This window comes from Pseudomonas sp. NPDC089396, assembly GCF_044749545.1.
Classification (GTDB): domain Bacteria; phylum Pseudomonadota; class Gammaproteobacteria; order Pseudomonadales; family Pseudomonadaceae; genus Aquipseudomonas.
This window is the reverse complement of sequence record NZ_JBIVIC010000002.1, coordinates 144682-163408: the sequence shown is the minus strand read 5'-3', so window position 1 is coordinate 163408 and position 18727 is coordinate 144682. Positions and strand designations below refer to the sequence as shown.

The window sequence follows — 18727 nt, the reverse complement described above, 5'->3', positions numbered from 1 at the left end:
CGACAATGGTCGTCTGCGCGTGGCAGCCTGCTCGGGTCAAACTACTCGGTCCTGTCCCACGACCAGTCCCGGTAATAACAAGGAAAACTCGGTGAAACTCAGCGATATCGCCCGTCTGGCCGGTGTGTCCGTGACCACTGCCAGTTACGTCATCAATGGCAAGGCCGAACAGCAGCGCATCAGCAACAGCACTGTCGAGCGTGTGCGCGCGGTGGTCGAGGCCCATGGCTTCACGCCCAACCCTCAGGCCGCAGGCCTGCGCAGCCGGCACACCCGTACCCTGGGCTTCATTCTCCCGGATCTGGAGAACCCCAGCTACGCCCGCATCGCCAAACAACTGGAACAAGGCGCCCGCGCCCGTGGCTACCAGTTGCTGATTGCCAGCAGCGACGACCAACCGGACAGCGAGCGCCAACTGCAGCAGCTGTTCCGTGCCCGGCGCTGCGATGCCCTGTTCGTCGCCAGCTGCCTGCCGCCAGAAGACGACAGCTACCGCGAATTGCAGGACAAAGGCCTGCCGGTGATCGCCATCGACCGACGCCTGGACCCGACGCACTTCTGCTCGGTCATCAGTGACGACCGCGATGCCAGCCGCCAGTTGGCCGGCAGCCTGTTGGCCACCGCGCCGCGCAGCATCGCGTTGATCGGTGCGCGTCCGGAGCTGTCGGTCAGCCAGGCCCGCGCCGGCGGTTTCGACGAAGCCTTGCAAGGGTTTGCCGGCGATGTGCGTCGCTACGAGGGCGAGGCCTTCAGCCGTGCGTGCGGTCAACGCCTGATGGCGCAACTGATCGATGAGCTGGGCGGGTTGCCAGAAGCCCTGGTGACCACCTCCTATGTGCTGCTGCAAGGCGTGTTCGACACCCTGCAAGCGCGCCCGGCCGATTCGCGCCACCTGCAACTGGGCACCTTCGGTGACAACCAGCTGCTCGACTTCCTGCCGCTGCCGGTCAATGCCATGGCCCAGCAGCATGGCCTGATCGCCGCCACAGCGCTGGAACTGGCCTTGGCCGCGATCGAAGAAAAACGCTACGAACCCGGCGTGCATGCCATTGGTCGAACCTTCAAGCAACGCATTGCAGCAGGCTGAACATGCGCCTGATCGACACCCACACGCACCTGGACTTCCCTGACTTCGACGCCGACCGCTCGCGCCTGCTGGCCAATGCGGCGGCGCGCGGTGTGCAGCGGATGGTGGTGCTTGGGGTGTACCAGGCCAATTTCCAGCGGGTCTGGGACCTGGCGTGCAGCGAAGCGCGCGTGCAGGCGGCACTTGGGTTGCATCCGGTCTACCTGGACCAGCATCGCCCCGAACACCTGGTTCAGTTGCGCGAATGGCTGGAGCGCCTGCAGGGTGACCCGCGGCTGTGCGCCGTGGGCGAGTTCGGCCTGGACTATTACCTCGAAGACCTGGACAAGGCGCGCCAGCAGGCATTGTTCGAAGCACAGTTGCAAATGGGCTGTGACTTCGCCCTGCCCGTCCTGCTGCATGTGCGTCGCAGCCATGCCCAGGTGATTGCCACGCTCAAGCGCTACAAGCCTGCGCGGGCGGGGGTCATTCATGCCTTCGCCGGCAGTTATGAAGAGGCGCGCGAGTACATCAAGCTGGGTTTCAGACTTGGGCTGGGCGGTGCGGCGACCTGGCCGCAGGCGTTGCGGTTGCGCAAGACCATTGCGCGGTTGCCGCTGGAAAGCATCGTGCTGGAGACCGACTCGCCGGACATGGCGCCAGCGATGTTCGCCGGGCAGCGCAACAGCCCCGAGCACTTGCCTGAGATTGCCGGGGCGCTGGCCGAGCTGATGGGCATCGAGGCAGAAGTCTTGGCGGACGCCAGCAGCAAGAATGCCTGTGAGTTGTTTGGCTGGTAGTACTGGCCCTATCGCTGGCAAGCCAGCTCCCACAGGTTTCGCAGCGCCGCGGACACTGTGGGAGCCGGCTTGCCGGCGATAGCGCCGGCACTGACCGACCTAGACCTTGAATGCCCCAATCACCCGCTTCAACTCCACCACCTGCTGCGACAACGCCCGGCTGGCATCCTCGGTCTGGCAAGCACCCAGCGTGGTGTCCTGCGCCGCCCGGTTGATCGCGACAATATTGCGATCGATGTCATGGGCCACCGCCGTCTGCTGCTCGACCGCCGCCGCGATCTGCTGGTTCTGCTCGACGATGCCTCCCACCGCCCCCAGGATATTGCCCAGCGCCTGCTGCACCTGGCGCGCTTCCTCGACCGTCGCCGTCGCCATCTGATGGCTGCTGCCCATGGCCCGCACGGCCGCGCCGACTCCGTCCTGCAGGCGCTGGATCATCTGCGCGATCTGCGCCGTGGAGTCCTGGGTACGCCTTGCCAACGTGCGCACCTCGTCGGCGACCACGGCAAAACCCCTGCCCTGCTCACCGGCCCGGGCCGCCTCGATGGCGGCATTGAGCGCCAGCAAGTTGGTCTGTTCGGCAATGCTGCGGATCACCTCCAGCACCTGGCCAATCGCCTGACTGTCGTCTGCCAGCTGGTTGATCGCCAACACCGTCTGGTCGATTTCGGCAGCCAGCCGGCCGATGCCGCCCTGCTGGCTTTGCACCAGGCTACGGCCATTGGCGCTTTCGTGATTGACCTGCTGCGCACCACCGGCGGCCAGCGCCGCGCTGCGCGCCACTTCCTGGGCGGTGGCCGTCATCTGGTTCATCGCCGTGGCGACCTGCTCGATCTGCTCGCGCTGGCCGCTGACCGCCTGGTTGCTTCGCGCCGACACCGCCAGCACCTGCCCGGCCTGCTCCTCGACGGCCACCACGGTGCGCCCGACCTGATCGATCAGCCCGCGGATACGCTGCACCGTTTCGCTGAAGTCCCGCCCCAACTCGCCCAGCTCATCACGGCTGTGGGCCTGGAAAGTGACCGTCATGTCACCCGCTGCCACCTTGTCCATGGCGCCACCCAAATTGCGCAGGGTCGCCCGGGTCGATACGTAGAAACCGCCGTACAGATAGACGATCAGGGCAAAAACGCCTGCCAACACGGTGCCCAGGCCGACCATTCGCCAGCGCTGCTCGACAAGACGCTCCTGCAGTTGCCCCTGGACATGGGCAATGACCGCATCGTTCAGGCGATAGGTGTGGGCCATCAGATCGGTGACCTGCTGGTAAAAGGCCGGCCAGGGTGCATCCAGGGTTTCGGCCACCACCACCTGTTCCTCGAACAAGGCAGCCGCTTGCCTGATGGTTGCCTGACTGGCCTTGGCGACTGCCGCCAGGCCTGACGTGGCAGCAGGGTCACTGGCCAGGGCATCGTCCAGGCGCAGGGAATAGTCTGCGGCCAGACGCTCCAGGCGTTGCAGCAGATCTTCGAAGCGAGCGCTGCCGGACGAGTCGATGAAACCTCGGCCAAGCGCAACGGAACCCATCACGCGCCCTTCGCCCAGGGCCTGGTTGGCCTGGGCCGTGGCCACACCGAGCAAATCGATCAGCTGCCGCACCGAAAGCTGGCTGTCCAGGCTCAGCCCCGACTGGCTGGCCACCTGCCTGCTCAGCACCTGGGCTTGCACCAGCGACTTGTCGAAAAGCGCAGCCTTGCTCAGCAACGACGACTCGCCCCGCGCACTGGCCAGTGTGCTGGCCAGTTCTTCGCGCTTGTCCTGTGGGACCGACTCCTCGCCTGCCAGCGCCTGCAGCTGCGCCTGGACCTTGTCCTGCAAGACTGCGATGCGCGACTCCAGGTCGCCGGCCTTGCCGGACTGGCCCAGCGCCGTATTGATCTGCACCAGGTTGCCGAGGGTCTCCAAGTCTGCGCGCAGTGCCAGGCTGCCGCTCAACGGGCCTATGCCTTGCAACTCGGCGCGGGTGAAATGGAACTGCCGGTAGGCGTCGCGGACCAGGTAAACACTGGTGGCCAGCATGGGCAGGAAGAACAGGACGCTGATCAGGCTGAACTTCTGGCCAAAGCTCAGCCGGTTCATCAGTGCGATTGCCGGGTAGAGCGAACGCTTCACGGGCACCTCCATGGATTCTTGTTATTCTGCGAGAGATAGCACTAGGCCACCCTGTTATAGCGCAGATCGAATCGGAGGTTTGTAACTTAAGGTTAACCGGCGGCTTGCCCCCATTCCTGTGGGAGCCGGCTTGCCGGCGATGAGGCCGGTACAGGCACGACACAGTTTTTGGGTTGCCTGTTCGGGCCCTATCGCCGGCAAGCCGGCTCCCACAGGGGAAAGCAGGTCAGGTCAGACCAGCACCGTCCACAAGGCAAAGCCCGCATACCACAGCACGGCAGCGCGCAGCAGCAATTCCCACAGGCTATCCAGCCGCCCCAAGCCACGCTGGCTATCTTCTTGATCGGGAATGTCGTCGGCAATCCGCCCGACCCTGGCCACCAGATGCGCCGCACTGATATGCCAGTTGAGCACCTCGTGCAGCATCACGCGGGTCACCGCGAGGAAGTTGCCCACCAGGGCGAAACTCATGGCCAGCAGCCGGACCGGCAGCCAGTCCATCACATGGCGCAATTGCTCGGCACGGGCCTTGAGCGCAGGCTGCCCGCTGTGCTCGGCTGTCAGTGCCAGCAGCCGATAACCCAGTGCCGCCCCAGGGCCAAGCACGAAATACCAGAAAATCACCGCGAAGAAGCCCTGGTACACCTGCCACAACAGGTTGCCCTGTACCCGCACCAGCAGGCTGTGCGGCTCGTCGGCCGCCAACCCCAGGTCGCGCTCGGCCACATGCAGCGCGGCCTGGTCGTCACCCCGCCGCCAGGCATCACGGAATGGCCCGAGGGATGCCTTGGCATCGCCACGGCCCAGGCTGTAGATCAGCACCAGCAGGTGCACCGGCAAGGCCAGCAAGCCGTAGGCCACCGGGTCGAGCACATGCAGCAGCAACACCAGCACCGCCACCGGCGCCAGTACCAGAATGGCCAGGGTCCACCAGGGATGCACCTTGCCGCTGCGCTCCAGGCGTATCAGTTCACCCAGGAAGAAACCATCCCGTTGCACCTGATGGCGCAGGGCAGAAAACTTCTCGACCCACAGTGCCAGCAACAACACCAGAAAACTCATGCCTTGTCCTCGTTGTCCTTCACGTCGGCGCGATAGCGCGGCCAATCGAAAGCTGGGCCGGGGTCGGTCTTGCGTTGCGGGGCGATGTCGCTGTGGCCCTGAATGCGCCCCAGGTCGATCGCCGGCCAGGCCGCCTGGATGTGCCGGGTCAGTTGCGCCAGCACGGCGTACTGGGCATCGGTATAGGGCAGATCGTCGGTACCTTCCAGCTCGATACCGATGGAAAAGTCGTTGCAGCCTTCACGCCCGTCGAAGCGCGAAACCCCGGCATGCCAGGCGCGTTCGAGCAGGGATACGAACTGGGTCACGGCGCCGTCACGCTCGACGAACAGGTGCGCCGACACGGTCAGGTGGCTGATGCTGGCGAAGTAGGGATGTTCATCGGGGTCCAGGCGGTTCTGGAAGAAGGCCTGCACCTTGCCGCTGCCAAAACAGGCGGGCGGCAGGCTGATGTTGTGGATCACCAGCAGGGAAATCGATTCGCCCTCGGGGCGGGCATTGAAGTTCGGCGAGGGGCAGTGGGTGATTCCGATTCCGTGGAACCAGCCAGTGGCACGGTCCAATTGCATGGGGAAGATCCTGAAAAACGCCGGGTACAGAACGGCAGTATGCCCTGCCCAGGCGGCGCATTGCATGTGAATCATTGTAATGCCGGCAGCGCGACTGCCTTCAATGAACCTGTTGCTGGCGCAAGCGTTCGAGCACTGCCCCCAACGCCCGCTCGAACAGCAGCCCGTCATCCAGCACCCGCACTTCACCGCGGCGCAACGCCAGGGCCAGGCCGGCGGTATTCCATTCGCGCACCTTCATGCCGGTACGGTTGGCAAAGACCAGGCGGTCGCTGCTGTCGATACGCGCCACCAGCTTGCAGCGCAGCGGCTCGTCATCGTCGCGCACCTCGACCCAGGTGCCGATACGCAGCTGCCGCACCACGCGCCATTCCACGGCCTGCTCGTCGAGCGGGCGCAGCGGCGCACAGGTTGGCCCTTCGGCGATGGCCAACACGATCGCTTCATCCACTTGCACGTCAGCCAGCGCCGGATCAGCGCTACCGGCCATGCCCGGCGCCCCGACGCAGGCGCGCAGGTGCAGTTGCTCCAGCTGCAGGAAGAATTCGCGGGTGGCCGCCGAGTCCAGCGCCACCCCGGCCAGGCCGTCGCGCAGCGCCTTGAGCAAGCCTGGCACCTGTTGCAGCAAGGTCTCCGGCTCGGGGTGCGGGGTGATGCTGGCGAGCAGCCTGTCCATGGTCGCCAGTGCGTCGTGCCACGCCTGGGAGGCCTCGCCGTGCTTCAGCCAGGCCAGCAACAGCACCTGGCTCCATGACTGCACCAGCATCTGCACCACCACCTGCGGCAGCACACGCCCATGCAGGCGCTGGTTGAGCGCCTGCTGCACCTGCAGGCGGGCCTGCAAGGCACGGGCGCGCCCTTCTTCGGCGTCGCGGGTGCGTTGTTCGAGCAGCTCGTTACGACGGCGCTCGTCATGGCTGAAGGCGTGGAAATCTTCGAGCAGCTCGGCGAACACCGCCGGGTCTTCGGAGAAATCGTTGAGCAGGCGCTGGACGATCCGCTCCACCCGCACGTGCAAGCTGTCCCGCAGGCCCTCGCCGCCGGTATCCCAACCGATCGCCACGGCAGCGATCTCGTTGAGCAGGCGACGAGCCGGGTGGCTGGCCTTGCTGAACAGCCCGTTGTCCAGCAATGCCACCTTGAGTAGCGGGATGTGCAGCCGTGCGAGCAGCGCACGCAGGCTCAGCGGCACGTTGTCGTCGGCCTGGATGGACGCGAACAGCAGGCCGACCAGGTTGATCATGTCGACGTCGGCCGTGGCGATGCACCGACGGGTACCGCTGCGCACGCTGACTCGCAACAGCAACTGCTCCAGCTGCTGGCCGAGGTCGAAGTCGTCATCCTCGACCGTGACAGGCACGTAGCGCTGCAGGTGCGAAAGCAGGCGCAGCAGGTCGGCGGTATTGATCGGCTGCGCTGCACCATGGGCTTGCAGGCGCGGCGCGATACGCTCACGAGCCGGCGCCAGGAGCACTTGCAGCGAGGCGAAGAACGCCTGGCCGGCGTTGTCCGCGCCAATGGCATCGTCCGCCGACAGGTTGGCCTTCACCCGTTGGGCGATCTGGCGACGGTCCTCGGCACGCCGGCGCGGCGCTGGCGTGAGCGCTGGCAGTACACCGGCGGCAGCCAGCAGCTGGTTGGCCTCGCCATAGAGCACGTCGACGTCACGCAACACATAGCGTTCGAACAAGGTCAGCAGGATCAGCTTGACCCGCAGACCGACACCCAGGCTACGCCCCGCATCCAGGAAGTACCTGCACAGTGCCGCTGGCCCAAGTGGGTTTTGCCGCTCGGCCAGCGGCCGTTCGAGCAGGTTTTGCAAACGCAGGCCCAATTGTGCGAAGGCAACACCGTCACGCGACAGCACCCGCGCGACCATGCCATCGACGGCGGCTGCGCGCTCCCGTTGCGCGTTGTTGCCAAGGCTGTCGGCCTCGCCCAAGGGATCGACTTGGCCGATATGTGCGAAGGTGGCATGGAAGCTGTCGAGGAAGCCCCGCTCGATGCTCTTGCGCTTCAGACGCAGGTCACGCATGGCTTCGAAATAGAGATGCTGGTCATGCCGGTCGAGCGCCTTGTCAGCCATCTCGAAGAGGGTGTCGTCGGCATTGTCGAACAATGCCTGCAGGCCTAGACGCAGTTGGACGGCGGCCTTGTCGCGAATCTGCAGGAGCAACACCGGGAGGCAAGGCAAGGGCGTGCGCGCCCCTCGATCGATGGCGGCCGCCAAGGGCACCACCTTGCCTTCTTTATGCATCCCGGACTCCTTGCTGGGTGATGAGTGCGATGGCGCAAAACATCGTCAAAGCTATGACGCCAAATACTAGGCGCCATTATCGGTAAAAAAACTGACAGCTGCCAGCGGCTCTTCGCTTGCTGCTCAAAGACCCTGCTTTTGAGCAAATGCTCTGCCGGCCTGACCAAAGGTCAGCTGCAAGGCCGCTGTACACACCGGCCCCCTGCCCTATAATCGCCGGCATCTTGCTTGTGGAGCCGAACATGCCGAACCTACGCCTTGCCGACCTGACCGCCGAGATCGAAGCCAACGTGCGCCGCGCGCTGCTGGAGGACATTGGCAGTGGCGACATCACCGCGCAGCTGATCCCGGCCGAGCGCCTGGCCAAGGCCACCATCATCACCCGTGAAGATTGCGTGATTGCCGGCACGGCTTGGGTCGATGCCGTGTTCCGCCAGCTCGACCCGCGTGTAGCGGTGCACTGGCAGGTGAGCGACGGCGACCGTGCCACTGCCAACCAGCCGCTGTTCCACCTCGAAGGCCCGGCCCGTTCGCTGCTCAGCGGCGAGCGCAGTGCGCTGAACTTCCTGCAGATGCTGTCGGGCGTGGCCACCCGCGCGCGCTTTCTCGCCGATCTGGTCGGCGACACCCAGGTGCGCTTGCTCGACACCCGCAAGACTCTCCCCGGCCTGCGCCTGGCGCAGAAGTACGCCGTGACCTGCGGCGGTTGCCACAACCACCGTATCGGCCTTTACGATGCCTTCCTGATCAAGGAAAACCACATTGCCGCCAGTGGTGGCGTGGCCGAGGCCGTGACGGCGGCGCACCGCATCGCGCCGGGCAAGCCCGTGGAAATCGAGGTGGAAAGCCTGGACGAGTTGCGCCAGGCGCTGGCGGCCGGTGCCGATATCATCATGCTCGATGAACTGACCCTGGACGAAATGCGCGAAGCGGTGCGCATCACTGCGGGCAAGGCCAAGCTCGAAGCCAGTGGTGGGGTGAACGAGAGCACCCTGCGGGTGATCGCCGAGACGGGTGTGGATTACATCTCGATTGGTGCCATGACCAAGGATGTGAAGGCTGTGGACCTGTCGATGCGGTTGAGTTTGTGACTGATCGCGGGCAATAAAAAAACCGGCCAATGGGCCGGTTTTTTTTTGCAGTGGCTGAGGGCCCTATCGCCGGCAAGCCGGCTCCCACAGGTAGTGCGCTGCTTTTCTGTGGGAGCCGGCTTGCCGGCGATGGGCTGCAAAGCAGCCCCGGCGATATCAGATCAGAACGAGGCGTTGGCCAGCCCGTCCAGGTAACGCTCGACATCCAGCGCCGCCATGCAGCCCGCGCCCGCCGAGGTAATGGCCTGGCGGTAAACGTGGTCAGCCACGTCACCGGCGGCGAATACGCCTTCGACGTTGGTCGCGGTGGCATTGCCTTCACGGCCACCGTTGACCACCAGGTAGCCGTCCTTGAGGGTCAGCTGGCCTTCGAACAGCGAGGTGTTCGGGGTGTGGCCAATGGCGATGAACACACCGTCGACCTTGATTTCGTCGCTGCTGCCGTCGTTGTTCTTCAGGCGCGCACCGGTCACGCCCATGTTGTCGCCCAGCACTTCGTCCAGGGTGGCGTTGAGCTTGAGCTCGATCTTGCCTTCGGCCACACGGGCGTTGAGCTTGTCGACCAGGATCTTCTCGGCGCGGAAGGTCTCGCGACGGTGCACCAGGGTCACCTTGCTGGCGATGTTGGCCAGGTACAGCGCCTCTTCCACGGCGGTGTTGCCGCCGCCGACAACCGCTACCGGCTTGTTGCGGTAGAAGAAGCCGTCGCAGGTTGCGCAGGCGGAAACGCCTTTGCCCATGAACGCTTCTTCCGACGGCAGGCCCAGGTAACGTGCGCTGGCGCCAGTGGCGATGATCAGGGCGTCGCAGGTGTACTTGCCGCTGTCACCCTGCAGGGTGTACGGCTTGTTGGCCAGGTCGACGGCATTGATGTGGTCGAAGACGATCTCGGTCTCGAAGCGCTCGGCGTGCTCCTGCATGCGCTGCATCAGCGCCGGGCCGGTCAGGCCGTGGGGGTCGCCCGGCCAGTTGTCGACTTCGGTGGTGGTGGTCAGCTGGCCGCCGGCCTGCATGCCGGTGATCAGCAGCGGCTTGAGGTTGGCACGGGCGGCATAGACCGCGGCGCTGTAACCGGCAGGGCCGGAACCGAGGATGATGACGCGCGAATGACGTACTTCAGACATGTCGAACTCCTGTCGAGCGGGGCGCAGGGGCCAGCATCGGGATACCGGCGGCGCCAGCTGGAAAGTTAAAAAGGACCCACGCAGCACTTGGGGAAGGCTACAACGCGCAGGTCCAGAAAGCGGAAAGTTGAGCGAACTGTAGCGAGGTGGCAGAGATTAAGGAAATATCCTTCGACAATCCACCTCATAGGCATCCTCTATCTGCGGATTCCATCGGTTAAAAACCGCTCTGGAGCATTTGTTACAGGTGGTTTCTTCATGGTCGCCTGCCTTTCGTCGGCGCAACAAACTCGGTAAGGTCAGCGCGTTTTCCTTCTGTGCGGAGCGTATCGATGCAAGCCCCTGTCCTCTCTGGCACCCAGTACCTGCGCGAAGGCCTGAAACTGGTGCTGAGCCCCAACCTGCGGTTGTTCGTGCTGCTGCCTTTGGCGATCAACCTGCTGCTGTTCGGCGGCCTGATCTACTTCGCCGGGCACCAGTTCAGCCTGTGGCTCGACTCCCTGATGCCGACCCTGCCGGACTGGCTGAGCTTCCTCAACTACATCCTCTGGCCACTGTTCGTCGCCTTGCTGGTGCTGATGGTGTTCTTCACCTTCACCCTGGTGGCCAACATCATCGCCGCGCCGTTCAACGGGTTTCTGGCCGAGAAGGTCGAGGTGGTGGTGCGCGGCCAGGACAACTTCCCGGCATTCAGCTGGGGTGAACTGGTGGCCATGGTGCCGCGTACCTTCGGCCGCGAGATGCGCAAGCTCGGCTACTTCCTACCGCGCGCCATCGGCCTGTTCATCCTGTCGTTCATCCCGGTGGTCAACGTGATCGCCGCACCGCTGTGGCTGATCTTCGGCGTGTGGATGATGGCCATCCAGTACATCGACTACCCGGCGGACAACAACAAGATGAGCTGGCAGGACATGCTGGCCTGGTTGCGGCAGAAGCGCTGGCAGAGCATGGGCTTCGGTGGGATCACCTACCTCGCGTTGATGATCCCGTTCGTCAATATCCTGATGATGCCTGCAGCGGTGGCGGGGGCGACGTTGTTCTGGGTGCGCGAGCGCAACTGAAAGCCATGGCGCCGCATCGCGGCGCCTTCGCTCACTGACTCAACTGACTGGAAAACTGCCCCACCGCATCCACCACCTTCTTCGCGCCTTCCTGAATCTCGACGATCACCCCACCTGTATCCGCCGCCAGCGCCAGCCCCTGTTCGGCCTGGCGCTTGCTGGTATCGATGATGTCCACCGCCGCCTGAGCCAGCTGCTCGTTCTGCTGTACCACCTTGGCGATCTCTTCGGTGGCGCTGCTGGTGCGCGATGCCAACTGCCGGACTTCGTCGGCGACCACGGCAAAACCGCGGCCCTGTTCGCCGGCCCGGGCGGCCTCGATGGCGGCGTTGAGCGCCAGCAGGTTGGTCTGTCCGGCGATGTCGCTGATGGTCTTGATGATCGCGCCGATCACCTTCGACTGCTTGTCCAGCGCCTGAATGCCTTCGGCGGCGTCCTGCATCGAGCCCTCCAGGCCGCGCATCACTTCCACGGTCTGGGTCACCACATCGGTGGCCTTGCGCGCACTGTGGTCGGTTTCCAGCGAGGTGGTGTAGGCGATGTCCGCCGCCTGCGCCACGGCTTGCTCCTGGTTGACCTGCTCGGTGATGACGGTGGCGAACTTGACGACTTTGTACAGCACGTCGTGGGTATCGAAGATCGGGTTGTAGGACGCTTCCAGCCAGACGGTGCGCCCATGGGCGTCGACGCGCTTGAATCGTTCGGCCACGTATTCGCCGCGGCGCAACTTGTCCCAGAACGCCTGGTAGCCCGCAGAGCTGGCCTCCTCCGGCTCACAGAACATGCGGTGATGCTTGCCGCGTACCTGCTCCAGGCTGTAACCCAGGGTTTGCAGGAAACGCTCGTTGGCCGTGAGCACCTGGCCATCGAGGTTGAATTCGATCACGGCGGTGGAGCGCATCAATGCCTTGATCAGGCTCTCGTGCTCGCGCGAGGTCTCGATGGTGCGGGTCAGGTCGCTGGAATGCATGGAAAAGTACTTGATCCGGCCGTCAGCGGTCTTGACCGGTTGCAGGATCGAGCGCAGCCAGGCTTCCTCGCCATTGCCGCGCTGCAGGCGGAACGCCCCGTTGAGGTGCTCACCACGGCTGATGGCGCTTTTCATGCGCTGGTAGAAATCGAGCTGCTTCACATGCGCCGGCACGATCTCTTCGATATTGCGTCCGATCAGTTGTTCGGCACGGTAGAGCATCTCTTTTTCGAAGTTGCCATTGACCTCCTCGATGCGACCTTGGGGGTCGAGTTGCAGTACCAGCATTTCGCTGTCCAGGCTGTGCTTGACCTGCTCGACGCACAGCAGCTCCTCACGCAGTTGCTGGATTTCTTTCTTGAGCTTGCTGTTGAACATTCCCGCTCTCCCGGAGCGCATGACCTGATCGAATGCAACTTCATCGGCTGCCCGGCGGGGGTTCTTGAGCAGCCTGCAAGGAAAAACTCACACAGCTGAAATGGCCGGCGTTCAGCCGTCATCTGCATGTCATGCGGCCGTCACAAGCGCGCAATGCAGCAAGCGGACACTTTTTCTCATGAATACACCTGCCCTACGCATCACCCTGGTCAGCGAGACCTTCCCCCCCGAAATCAATGGGGTGGCCAATACCCTTGGCCGCCTGAGCGACGGGCTGCGCCAGCGTGGCCATCCTGTGGAGATCGTGCGGCCGCGCCAGGCGGGCGAAGTGCCTGTGGATAACGACCAGCAGCTGCTGCTGTGCCGCGGCTGGGCGCTGCCCGGCTACCCTGGCCTGCAGTGGGGCGAAGTGTCGATGCACACCCTGCTGCGGCGTTGGCGCAGGCAGCGCCCGGACGTGCTGTATATCGCCACGGAAGGCCCGCTGGGGCTTAGCGCGCTGCGCGCGGCCCGGCGCCTGGGCGTACCGGTGGTCAGTGGTTTCCACACCAACTTTCCGCAGTATTCCGGCCAGTATGGCCTGGGCCTGCTAGCGCGCCTGCTCACCCACTACCTGCGCTGGTTCCACCGGCGCACCGTCGCCACCTTGGTGCCCAGCGCCAGCCAACGCGTGGAACTGGAACGCCGCGGCTTCGAGCGCCTGGCGCTGATGGCCCGTGGCGTCGATGCCTGCCTGTTCAACCCGGCCCGGCGCAGCCAGTCACTGCGCGAGGCCTGGGGGCTTGGTGCGGATGACATTGCCGTGCTGCATGTCGGGCGCCTGGCCGCGGAAAAGAACCTGGCACTGCTGCGCCCTTGCATGGCGGCGCTGCAGAAAACCTATCCACAGCAGCGCTTGCGCTTGATCGTCGTCGGTGACGGCCCCCAGCGGGCAGCCCTGGAACAACAACTGCCAGAAGCGCTGTTCTGCGGCGCGCAGCGGGGTGAGACCCTGGCCGAACATTACGCCAGCGGCGACCTGTTCCTGTTCCCGAGCCTGACCGAAACCTTCGGCAATGTGGTGCTCGAAGCCATGGCTTCGGGCCTGGCGGTGGTCGCCTATGACGAGGCCGCCGCTGCGCAGCACATTCGCCATGGCCACAGTGGTGCCCTGGCCATGCCCGGCGACCAGGCGGCCTTCATCGATGCGGCCTGCTGGTTGCTGGAAGAAAGCGAAACCTTGCGCCGGGTTCGACTCAACGCTCGCCAGCATGCCAGCCGTCAAGGCTGGCCAGCGATCGTCGAGCAGTTCGAGATGCACCTGAGCAATGCCTGCCGCGCGCTGCCCGCCAGCAGCCCGGTGACAGACCCTGCCTTGGCCATCAAGCCAGGGTCGACAGCGCCTCGCGGCTGAACGGCAGCACGTCTGCCTCACGGCCCTGGCGCACTTTCTGCGCCCATTCGGCGTCCACCAGCAAGGCCCGGCCCACCGCCACCAGGTCGAACTCCTCGTCGCCCAGGCGGCGCAGCAGGCCTTCCAGGCTGGCTGGCTTGGCCACTTTGTCGGTATCGACCATGAACTGCAGAAACTCGCCATCGAGCCCCACGCTGCCCACGGTGATGGTCGGTTTGCCGGTCAGCTGGCGCGTCCAGCCGGCGAGGTTCAATGCCGAGCCTTCGAACTCCGGCTCCCAGAAACGCCGAGTGGAGCAGTGGAAGATATCCACACCCGCGTCGGACAGTGGCTTGAGGAAGGCAGCCAAGGCCTCTGGCGTTTCCACCAGGCGCGCACTGTAGTCCTGCTGCTTCCATTGCGAGAATCGGAAGATGATCGGGAAGTCTGGCCCCACCGCCGCCCGCACGGCCTGGATCAGCTCGATGGCGAAGCGCGAGCGGCCAGCCAGGTCGCCACCGTATTCATCGTCACGGCGGTTACTGGCGGCCCAGAAGAACTGGTCGATCAGGTACCCGTGGGCACCATGGATCTCCACGCCATCCATGCCGATGGCCTGGGCATCACGGGCGGCCTGGGCGAAGGCGGCGATCACTTCACGGATATCGTCGTGGCTCATGCCCTGCACCAGTACCTGGCCATCCTTGACCTTCTCGCTCGGCCCGTAGCCCGGCACGCTGGCGTCCGGCTCGGTGCCCAGGCGGCGCACCGCGCCTACGTGCCAGAGCTGCGGGACGATTCGCCCGCCTTCGGCATGGACCGCATCGACCACCTGCTTCCAGCCTGCCAAGGCGTCTTCACCGTGAAAGCGCGGAACATTGGGGTAACCGTTGGCGGCCTTGTGCTCGACCGTGGTGCCCTCGGTGATGATCAGGCCCACGCCAGCAGCGGCGCGGCGGCGGTAGTACTCGACCACACCGGCATGGGGGACGCCACTGGGGCAGAACGTACGGGTCATGGGCGCCATGACGACACGGGTCGACAGCTCGAGCGCGCCGAGGGTGAAGGGCTGGAACAGGGGATTGGTGGACATGGGCGCTTCCGTCTGAGGGAGGAAATGCGCCTGAGGTTAGGGGCAGAGGGGAGCTGAGCACAGCATTATTGATTTGAGTGATTCTGATGTATCGCTGGGGGCGCTTCGCACCCCAATCGCCGGCAAGCCGGCTCCCACCCTGATCTGCGGCGCCGCAACACCTGTGGGAGCCGGCTTGCCGGCGATTGGGGCGCGAAGCGGCCCCCTGTGCTCAGCCCAAGGCCTTTTCGATAGCCTGCAGCACGACCGGATCATCCGGCGCGGTACGCGGGGCGAAACGCGCCAACACCCGCCCATCCTTGCCCACCAGGAACTTCTCGAAATTCCAGGTGATGTCACCAGGAAACTCGGCTCCCTCGCCCGCCAGCAGTCGGTACAACGAGTGGCGCTGCGGCCCGTTGACCTCGAGCTTGGCGCCCAGCGGGAAGCTCACCCCATAGTTGAGGCTGCAAAAATCCTGGATTTCCTTTTCGCTGCCAGGCTCCTGGCCGGCGAACTGATTGCAGGGCAGGCCAAGCACATTGAACCCCTTGCCCTTGAACTGCTGCTGGAGCTTCTCGAGCGAGGCGTATTGCGGCGTCAGGCCACACTTGGAGGCGACATTGACCACCAGCACCACCTGGCCCTTGAACGGAGCCAGGGGCAGGTCCTGGCCGTTCAGCGCCTTCAATGTCAGGTCGTGAAATGCACTCATGTTGTATCCCCTCTCAGGTTCCCGGTTGCCGCTGGGGCGAATTGCGCCCACTAAAAAGGCGCTCATCCAAGCCGTGCACCTCCCTCGGGGAGGCGAGCCGGCTTGTCCGAGCGCCTGGCGACCTTCTGAGCTTAGCGCAGAAAATCAGTGGTGATGGCCACCTTCGCCATGGATGTGGCGGTGAGCGATTTCTTCTTCGCTGGCATCACGCACATCGATGACCTTGACCTTGAAGTTCAGGCGCTGGCCAGCCAGTGGGTGGTTGCCGTCGACGGTGACGTCGTCGCCGTCGATGTCGCGGATGGTAACGATCTGCATCTGGCCGTCCGGCGCCGAAGCGTGGAACTGCATGCCCACTTCCAGCTCGTCGACGCCTTCGAACAGGCTACGGTTCAGGGTGCTGACCAGCTCGGCCAGGTATTCGCCGTAGGCCTCTTCCGGCTCGATGGCAACTTCCAGCTCGTCACCAGCCTGTTTGCCTTCCAGGGCTTTTTCCAGGCCCGGGATGATGTTGGCAGCACCGTGCAGGTATACCAGCGGTGCACCGCCGGAGGAGCTGTCAATGACCTCCCCAGCGTCGTTGGTCAGGGTATAGTCGATGGAGACAGCCTTGTTGGCGGCGATCAGCATGGGTAAGACCTTTTGCATAAGAATGTAGAACTCACAAGTGTAACCAAGGCATCGCCTGATTGCGAACGCGCCTCGGACGAGGGGCGACCCACCAGTCGGATCACGGGCTTTCATCAGGACGAAGACGGCCACTGGGTGGTCGAGCTGTCCTGCGGCCACAGCCAGCACCTGCGCCACCAGCCGCCCTGGCAGGCGCGCCCGTGGGTGCTCGACCCAGAGCAACGGGCGCAGCGCATCGGCCAGGCTTTCGCCTGTGGCTGGTGTGCACAGCAGGCCGATAGCGCTACCCTTGGCCGTTGACTCCTTGCAACGCTTATTTCGAGAAGCACATGCAGACATTTTTCATCGCGCCGACCGATTTTGGTGTCGGCCTGACTTCGATCAGCCTGGGCCTGGTGCGCACGTTGGAGCGCGCCGGGCTCAAGGTCGGCTTCTTCAAGCCGATCGCCCAGCCGCACCCCGGCGACACCGGCCCGGAACGCTCCACCGAGCTGATCGCCCGCACCCACGGCATCAAGCCCCCCATGCCTCTGAGCCTGGCCCAGGTCGAGCGCATGCTTGGCGATGGCCAGCTCGACGAATTGCTCGAAGAAATCATCCGTCTCTACCAGCAAGCCTGCGTCGGCAATGATGTGGTGGTGGTCGAAGGCATGGTGCCGACCCGCCATGCCAGCTATGCGGCACGGGTCAACCTGCACCTGGCCAAGAGCCTCGACGCCGAGGTGATCCTGGTCTCGGCGCCGGAAAACGAAGTGCTCAGCGAGCTGTCAGGGCGCGTCGAGCTGCAGGCCCAGTTGTTCGGCGGCCCGCGTGATCCGAAGGTGCTCGGGGTAATCCTCAACAAAGTGCGCACCGACGAAAGCATGGCCGACTTCGCCACTCGCTTGCGCGAACATTCGCCATTGCTGCGCGGCAACGACTTCCGTCTGCTCGGCTGCATCCCCTACCAACCCGAACTGAACGCCCCGCGCACCCGCGATGTGGCCGATCTGCTCGGTGCCCAGGTGCTCAATGCCGGCGACTATGAGCAGCGGCGCATGAACAAGATCATCATCTGCGCCCGCACCGTGGCCAATACCGTGCCGCTGCTCACCCCGGGCACCTTGGTGGTCACGCCGGGTGATCGCGATGACATCATCCTGGCCGTGAGCCTGGCGGCGATCAATGGCGTGCCGCTGGCCGGCCTGCTGCTGACCAGCGACAGCAAGCCCGATGCCCGCATTCTTGGCCTGTGCCGTGGTGCCCTGCAGGCCGGGCTGCCGATCCTGTCGGTCAGCACCGGCTCCTATGACACGGCCAATCAGCTCAATTCGCTGAACCGCGAAATCCCGGTGGACGACCGCGAACGCGCCGAGTTCATCACCGATTTCGTCGCCAGCCACCTCGATGCTGCCTGGCTGCACCAGCGTTGTGGCACGCCCCGCGAGCTGCGCCTGTCGCCTGCGGTATTCCGCTACCAGCTGATCCAGCGGGCACAGCAGGCCAACAAGCGCATCGTCCTGCCGGAAGGTGCCGAGCCGCTGCTGGTACAGGCCGCCGCGATCTGCCAGGCGCGCGGCATCGCCCGCTGCGTGCTGCTGGCCAAGCCCGAGGAAGTCGAGGCCGTCGCCCGCGCCCAGGGCATTACCCTGCCAGCCGACCTGGAAGTGCTGGACCCCGAGCTGATTCGCGGCCGCTACGTCGAACCGATGGTCGACCTGCGCAAGAGCAAGAACCTCAACGCGCCCATGGCCGAACAGCAGCTGGAAGACCCGGTGGTGATCGGCACCATGATGCTGGCGCTGGATGAGGTCGACGGCCTGGTGTCGGGCCTGGTCCACTCCACCGCCAACACCATCCGCCCTGCCCTGCAGTTGATCAAGACCGCGCCGGGCGCCAGCCTGGTGTCGTCGGTGTACTTCATGCTGTTTCCCGAGCAGGTGCTGGTGTATGGCGACTGTGTGATGAACCCGCACCCCAGTGCCGAGGCGCTTGCGGAAATCGCCCGGCAGAGCGCCGATTCGGCGCAAGCCTTCGGCATTGCCCCACGGGTGGCGATGATCAGTTACTCAAGCGATTCGGCAAGCGATGAAGAAGTGGAGAAAGTGCGCGAAGCGACGCGCCTGGCGCAAACCGCAGACCACGGTTTGCTGATCGATGGGCCGCTTCAATACGACGCCGCCGCCAACCCGCAGATTGCCCGTCAGCTGGCGCCGCAAAGCCCGGTGGCCGGGCGCGCGACGGTGTTCGTATTCCCTGACCTGAACACCGGCAACACCACCCACAAGGCGGTGCAGCGCAGTGCCGACGGGGTCAGCCTGGGGCCGATGCTGCAGGGCTTGCGCAAGCCGGTGAACGACTTGCCGCGAGGGGCTCAGGTGGACGATATCGTGCATACCATCGCCCTGACCGCGATTCAGGCGAGCGAGGTGCGCTGAGGCCTGGGGCTGGCTCCCACATTATCTGCGG

At 64.6% G+C, this 18727-nt stretch carries 16 protein-coding genes and 1 pseudogene; 7 read left to right on the top strand and 10 right to left on the bottom strand.

Going from position 1 to position 18727, the window contains the following annotated elements:
• Positions 1 to 91 precede the first annotated feature (91 nt).
• Together cra and ACIPZB_RS03795 are read left to right on the top strand one after the other, a co-directional pair.
• The gene (gene cra / locus ACIPZB_RS03800; RefSeq protein ID WP_008097089.1) at positions 92 to 1087 is read left to right on the top strand and encodes a catabolite repressor/activator; all 996 of its coding nucleotides are present in this window, start codon (positions 92 to 94) and stop codon (positions 1085 to 1087) included.
• 2 nt (positions 1088 to 1089) lie between these two features.
• On the top strand, positions 1090 to 1866 hold the full coding sequence (locus ACIPZB_RS03795) for a TatD family hydrolase (RefSeq protein WP_400639058.1): 777 nt from the start codon (positions 1090 to 1092) through the stop codon (positions 1864 to 1866).
• 99 nt (positions 1867 to 1965) lie between these two features.
• Here ACIPZB_RS03795 and ACIPZB_RS03790 read toward each other — a convergent pair whose 3' ends face one another.
• The 5 genes and pseudogenes from ACIPZB_RS03790 to ACIPZB_RS03770 all read right to left on the bottom strand — a co-directional run bounded on the left by ACIPZB_RS03790 (position 1966) and on the right by ACIPZB_RS03770 (position 7866).
• Positions 1966 to 2670: a methyl-accepting chemotaxis protein gene (locus ACIPZB_RS03790; protein WP_400639355.1), complete on the bottom strand. Its 705-nt coding sequence runs from the start codon at positions 2668 to 2670 to the stop codon at positions 1966 to 1968.
• A 153-nt stretch (positions 2671 to 2823) separates the two neighbouring features.
• A pseudogene (locus ACIPZB_RS03785) lies at positions 2824 to 3027 on the bottom strand (HAMP domain-containing protein); the annotation flags it as partial.
• A 1182-nt stretch (positions 3028 to 4209) separates the two neighbouring features.
• Positions 4210 to 5040, bottom strand: a complete 831-nt coding sequence (ampE, locus tag ACIPZB_RS03780; RefSeq protein WP_400639057.1) for a regulatory signaling modulator protein AmpE — start codon at positions 5038 to 5040, stop codon at positions 4210 to 4212.
• Entirely contained in the window at positions 5037 to 5609 is a 573-nt protein-coding gene (gene ampD, locus ACIPZB_RS03775; protein ID WP_008097084.1) for a 1,6-anhydro-N-acetylmuramyl-L-alanine amidase AmpD, read from the bottom strand. Before ampD ends, ampE begins: the two co-directional genes overlap by 4 nt.
• 100 nt (positions 5610 to 5709) lie before the next feature.
• On the bottom strand, positions 5710 to 7866 hold the full coding sequence (locus ACIPZB_RS03770) for a DUF1631 domain-containing protein (RefSeq protein ID WP_400639056.1): 2157 nt from the start codon (positions 7864 to 7866) through the stop codon (positions 5710 to 5712).
• Between the two features lie 242 nt (positions 7867 to 8108).
• Between ACIPZB_RS03770 and nadC the strand changes: the two genes are divergently transcribed.
• A complete protein-coding gene (gene nadC / locus ACIPZB_RS03765; RefSeq protein WP_008097079.1) occupies positions 8109 to 8957 on the top strand; it encodes a carboxylating nicotinate-nucleotide diphosphorylase in 849 nt (282 codons plus the stop codon).
• Between the two features lie 161 nt (positions 8958 to 9118).
• Here nadC and trxB read toward each other — a convergent pair whose 3' ends face one another.
• Complete coding sequence (gene trxB / locus ACIPZB_RS03760) at positions 9119 to 10081, bottom strand: thioredoxin-disulfide reductase (RefSeq protein ID WP_008097075.1); 963 nt, start codon at positions 10079 to 10081, stop codon at positions 9119 to 9121.
• 332 nt (positions 10082 to 10413) lie between these two features.
• On the opposite strand from trxB, the gene cysZ reads away from it, so the two are divergent.
• Positions 10414 to 11142, top strand: coding sequence for a sulfate transporter CysZ (gene cysZ, locus ACIPZB_RS03755; RefSeq protein WP_400639055.1), 729 nt, complete (start codon positions 10414 to 10416; stop codon positions 11140 to 11142).
• A 31-nt stretch (positions 11143 to 11173) separates the two neighbouring features.
• Here cysZ and ACIPZB_RS03750 read toward each other — a convergent pair whose 3' ends face one another.
• Entirely contained in the window at positions 11174 to 12490 is a 1317-nt protein-coding gene (locus tag ACIPZB_RS03750; protein ID WP_400639054.1) for a methyl-accepting chemotaxis protein, read from the bottom strand.
• 178 nt (positions 12491 to 12668) lie between these two features.
• Here ACIPZB_RS03750 and ACIPZB_RS03745 point away from each other — a divergent pair, with 178 nt between their 5' ends.
• On the top strand, positions 12669 to 13883 hold the full coding sequence (locus ACIPZB_RS03745; RefSeq protein WP_400639053.1) for a glycosyltransferase family 4 protein: 1215 nt from the start codon (positions 12669 to 12671) through the stop codon (positions 13881 to 13883).
• On the opposite strand, the gene ACIPZB_RS03740 is transcribed toward ACIPZB_RS03745, so the two are convergent.
• The 3 genes from ACIPZB_RS03740 to ACIPZB_RS03730 form a co-directional block, all read right to left on the bottom strand.
• The gene (locus ACIPZB_RS03740) at positions 13852 to 14955 is read right to left on the bottom strand and encodes an NADH:flavin oxidoreductase (protein WP_400639052.1); all 1104 of its coding nucleotides are present in this window, start codon (positions 14953 to 14955) and stop codon (positions 13852 to 13854) included. The two genes, ACIPZB_RS03745 and ACIPZB_RS03740, sit on opposite strands and share 32 nt — an antisense overlap.
• Positions 14956 to 15166: 211 nt before the next feature.
• Positions 15167 to 15649: a glutathione peroxidase gene (locus ACIPZB_RS03735; RefSeq protein ID WP_400639051.1), complete on the bottom strand. Its 483-nt coding sequence runs from the start codon at positions 15647 to 15649 to the stop codon at positions 15167 to 15169.
• Positions 15650 to 15793: 144 nt separating this feature from the next.
• Positions 15794 to 16279 (bottom strand): peptidylprolyl isomerase, encoded by a 486-nt coding sequence (locus tag ACIPZB_RS03730; RefSeq protein WP_400639050.1) that lies wholly within the window; start codon positions 16277 to 16279, stop codon positions 15794 to 15796.
• 12 nt (positions 16280 to 16291) lie between these two features.
• Between ACIPZB_RS03730 and ACIPZB_RS03725 the strand changes: the two genes are divergently transcribed.
• The gene (locus tag ACIPZB_RS03725; RefSeq protein WP_400639049.1) at positions 16292 to 16579 is read left to right on the top strand and encodes a DUF3565 domain-containing protein; all 288 of its coding nucleotides are present in this window, start codon (positions 16292 to 16294) and stop codon (positions 16577 to 16579) included.
• Between the two features lie 29 nt (positions 16580 to 16608).
• Entirely contained in the window at positions 16609 to 18696 is a 2088-nt protein-coding gene (gene pta, locus ACIPZB_RS03720; RefSeq protein ID WP_400639048.1) for a phosphate acetyltransferase, read from the top strand.
• Positions 18697 to 18727 lie beyond the last annotated feature (31 nt).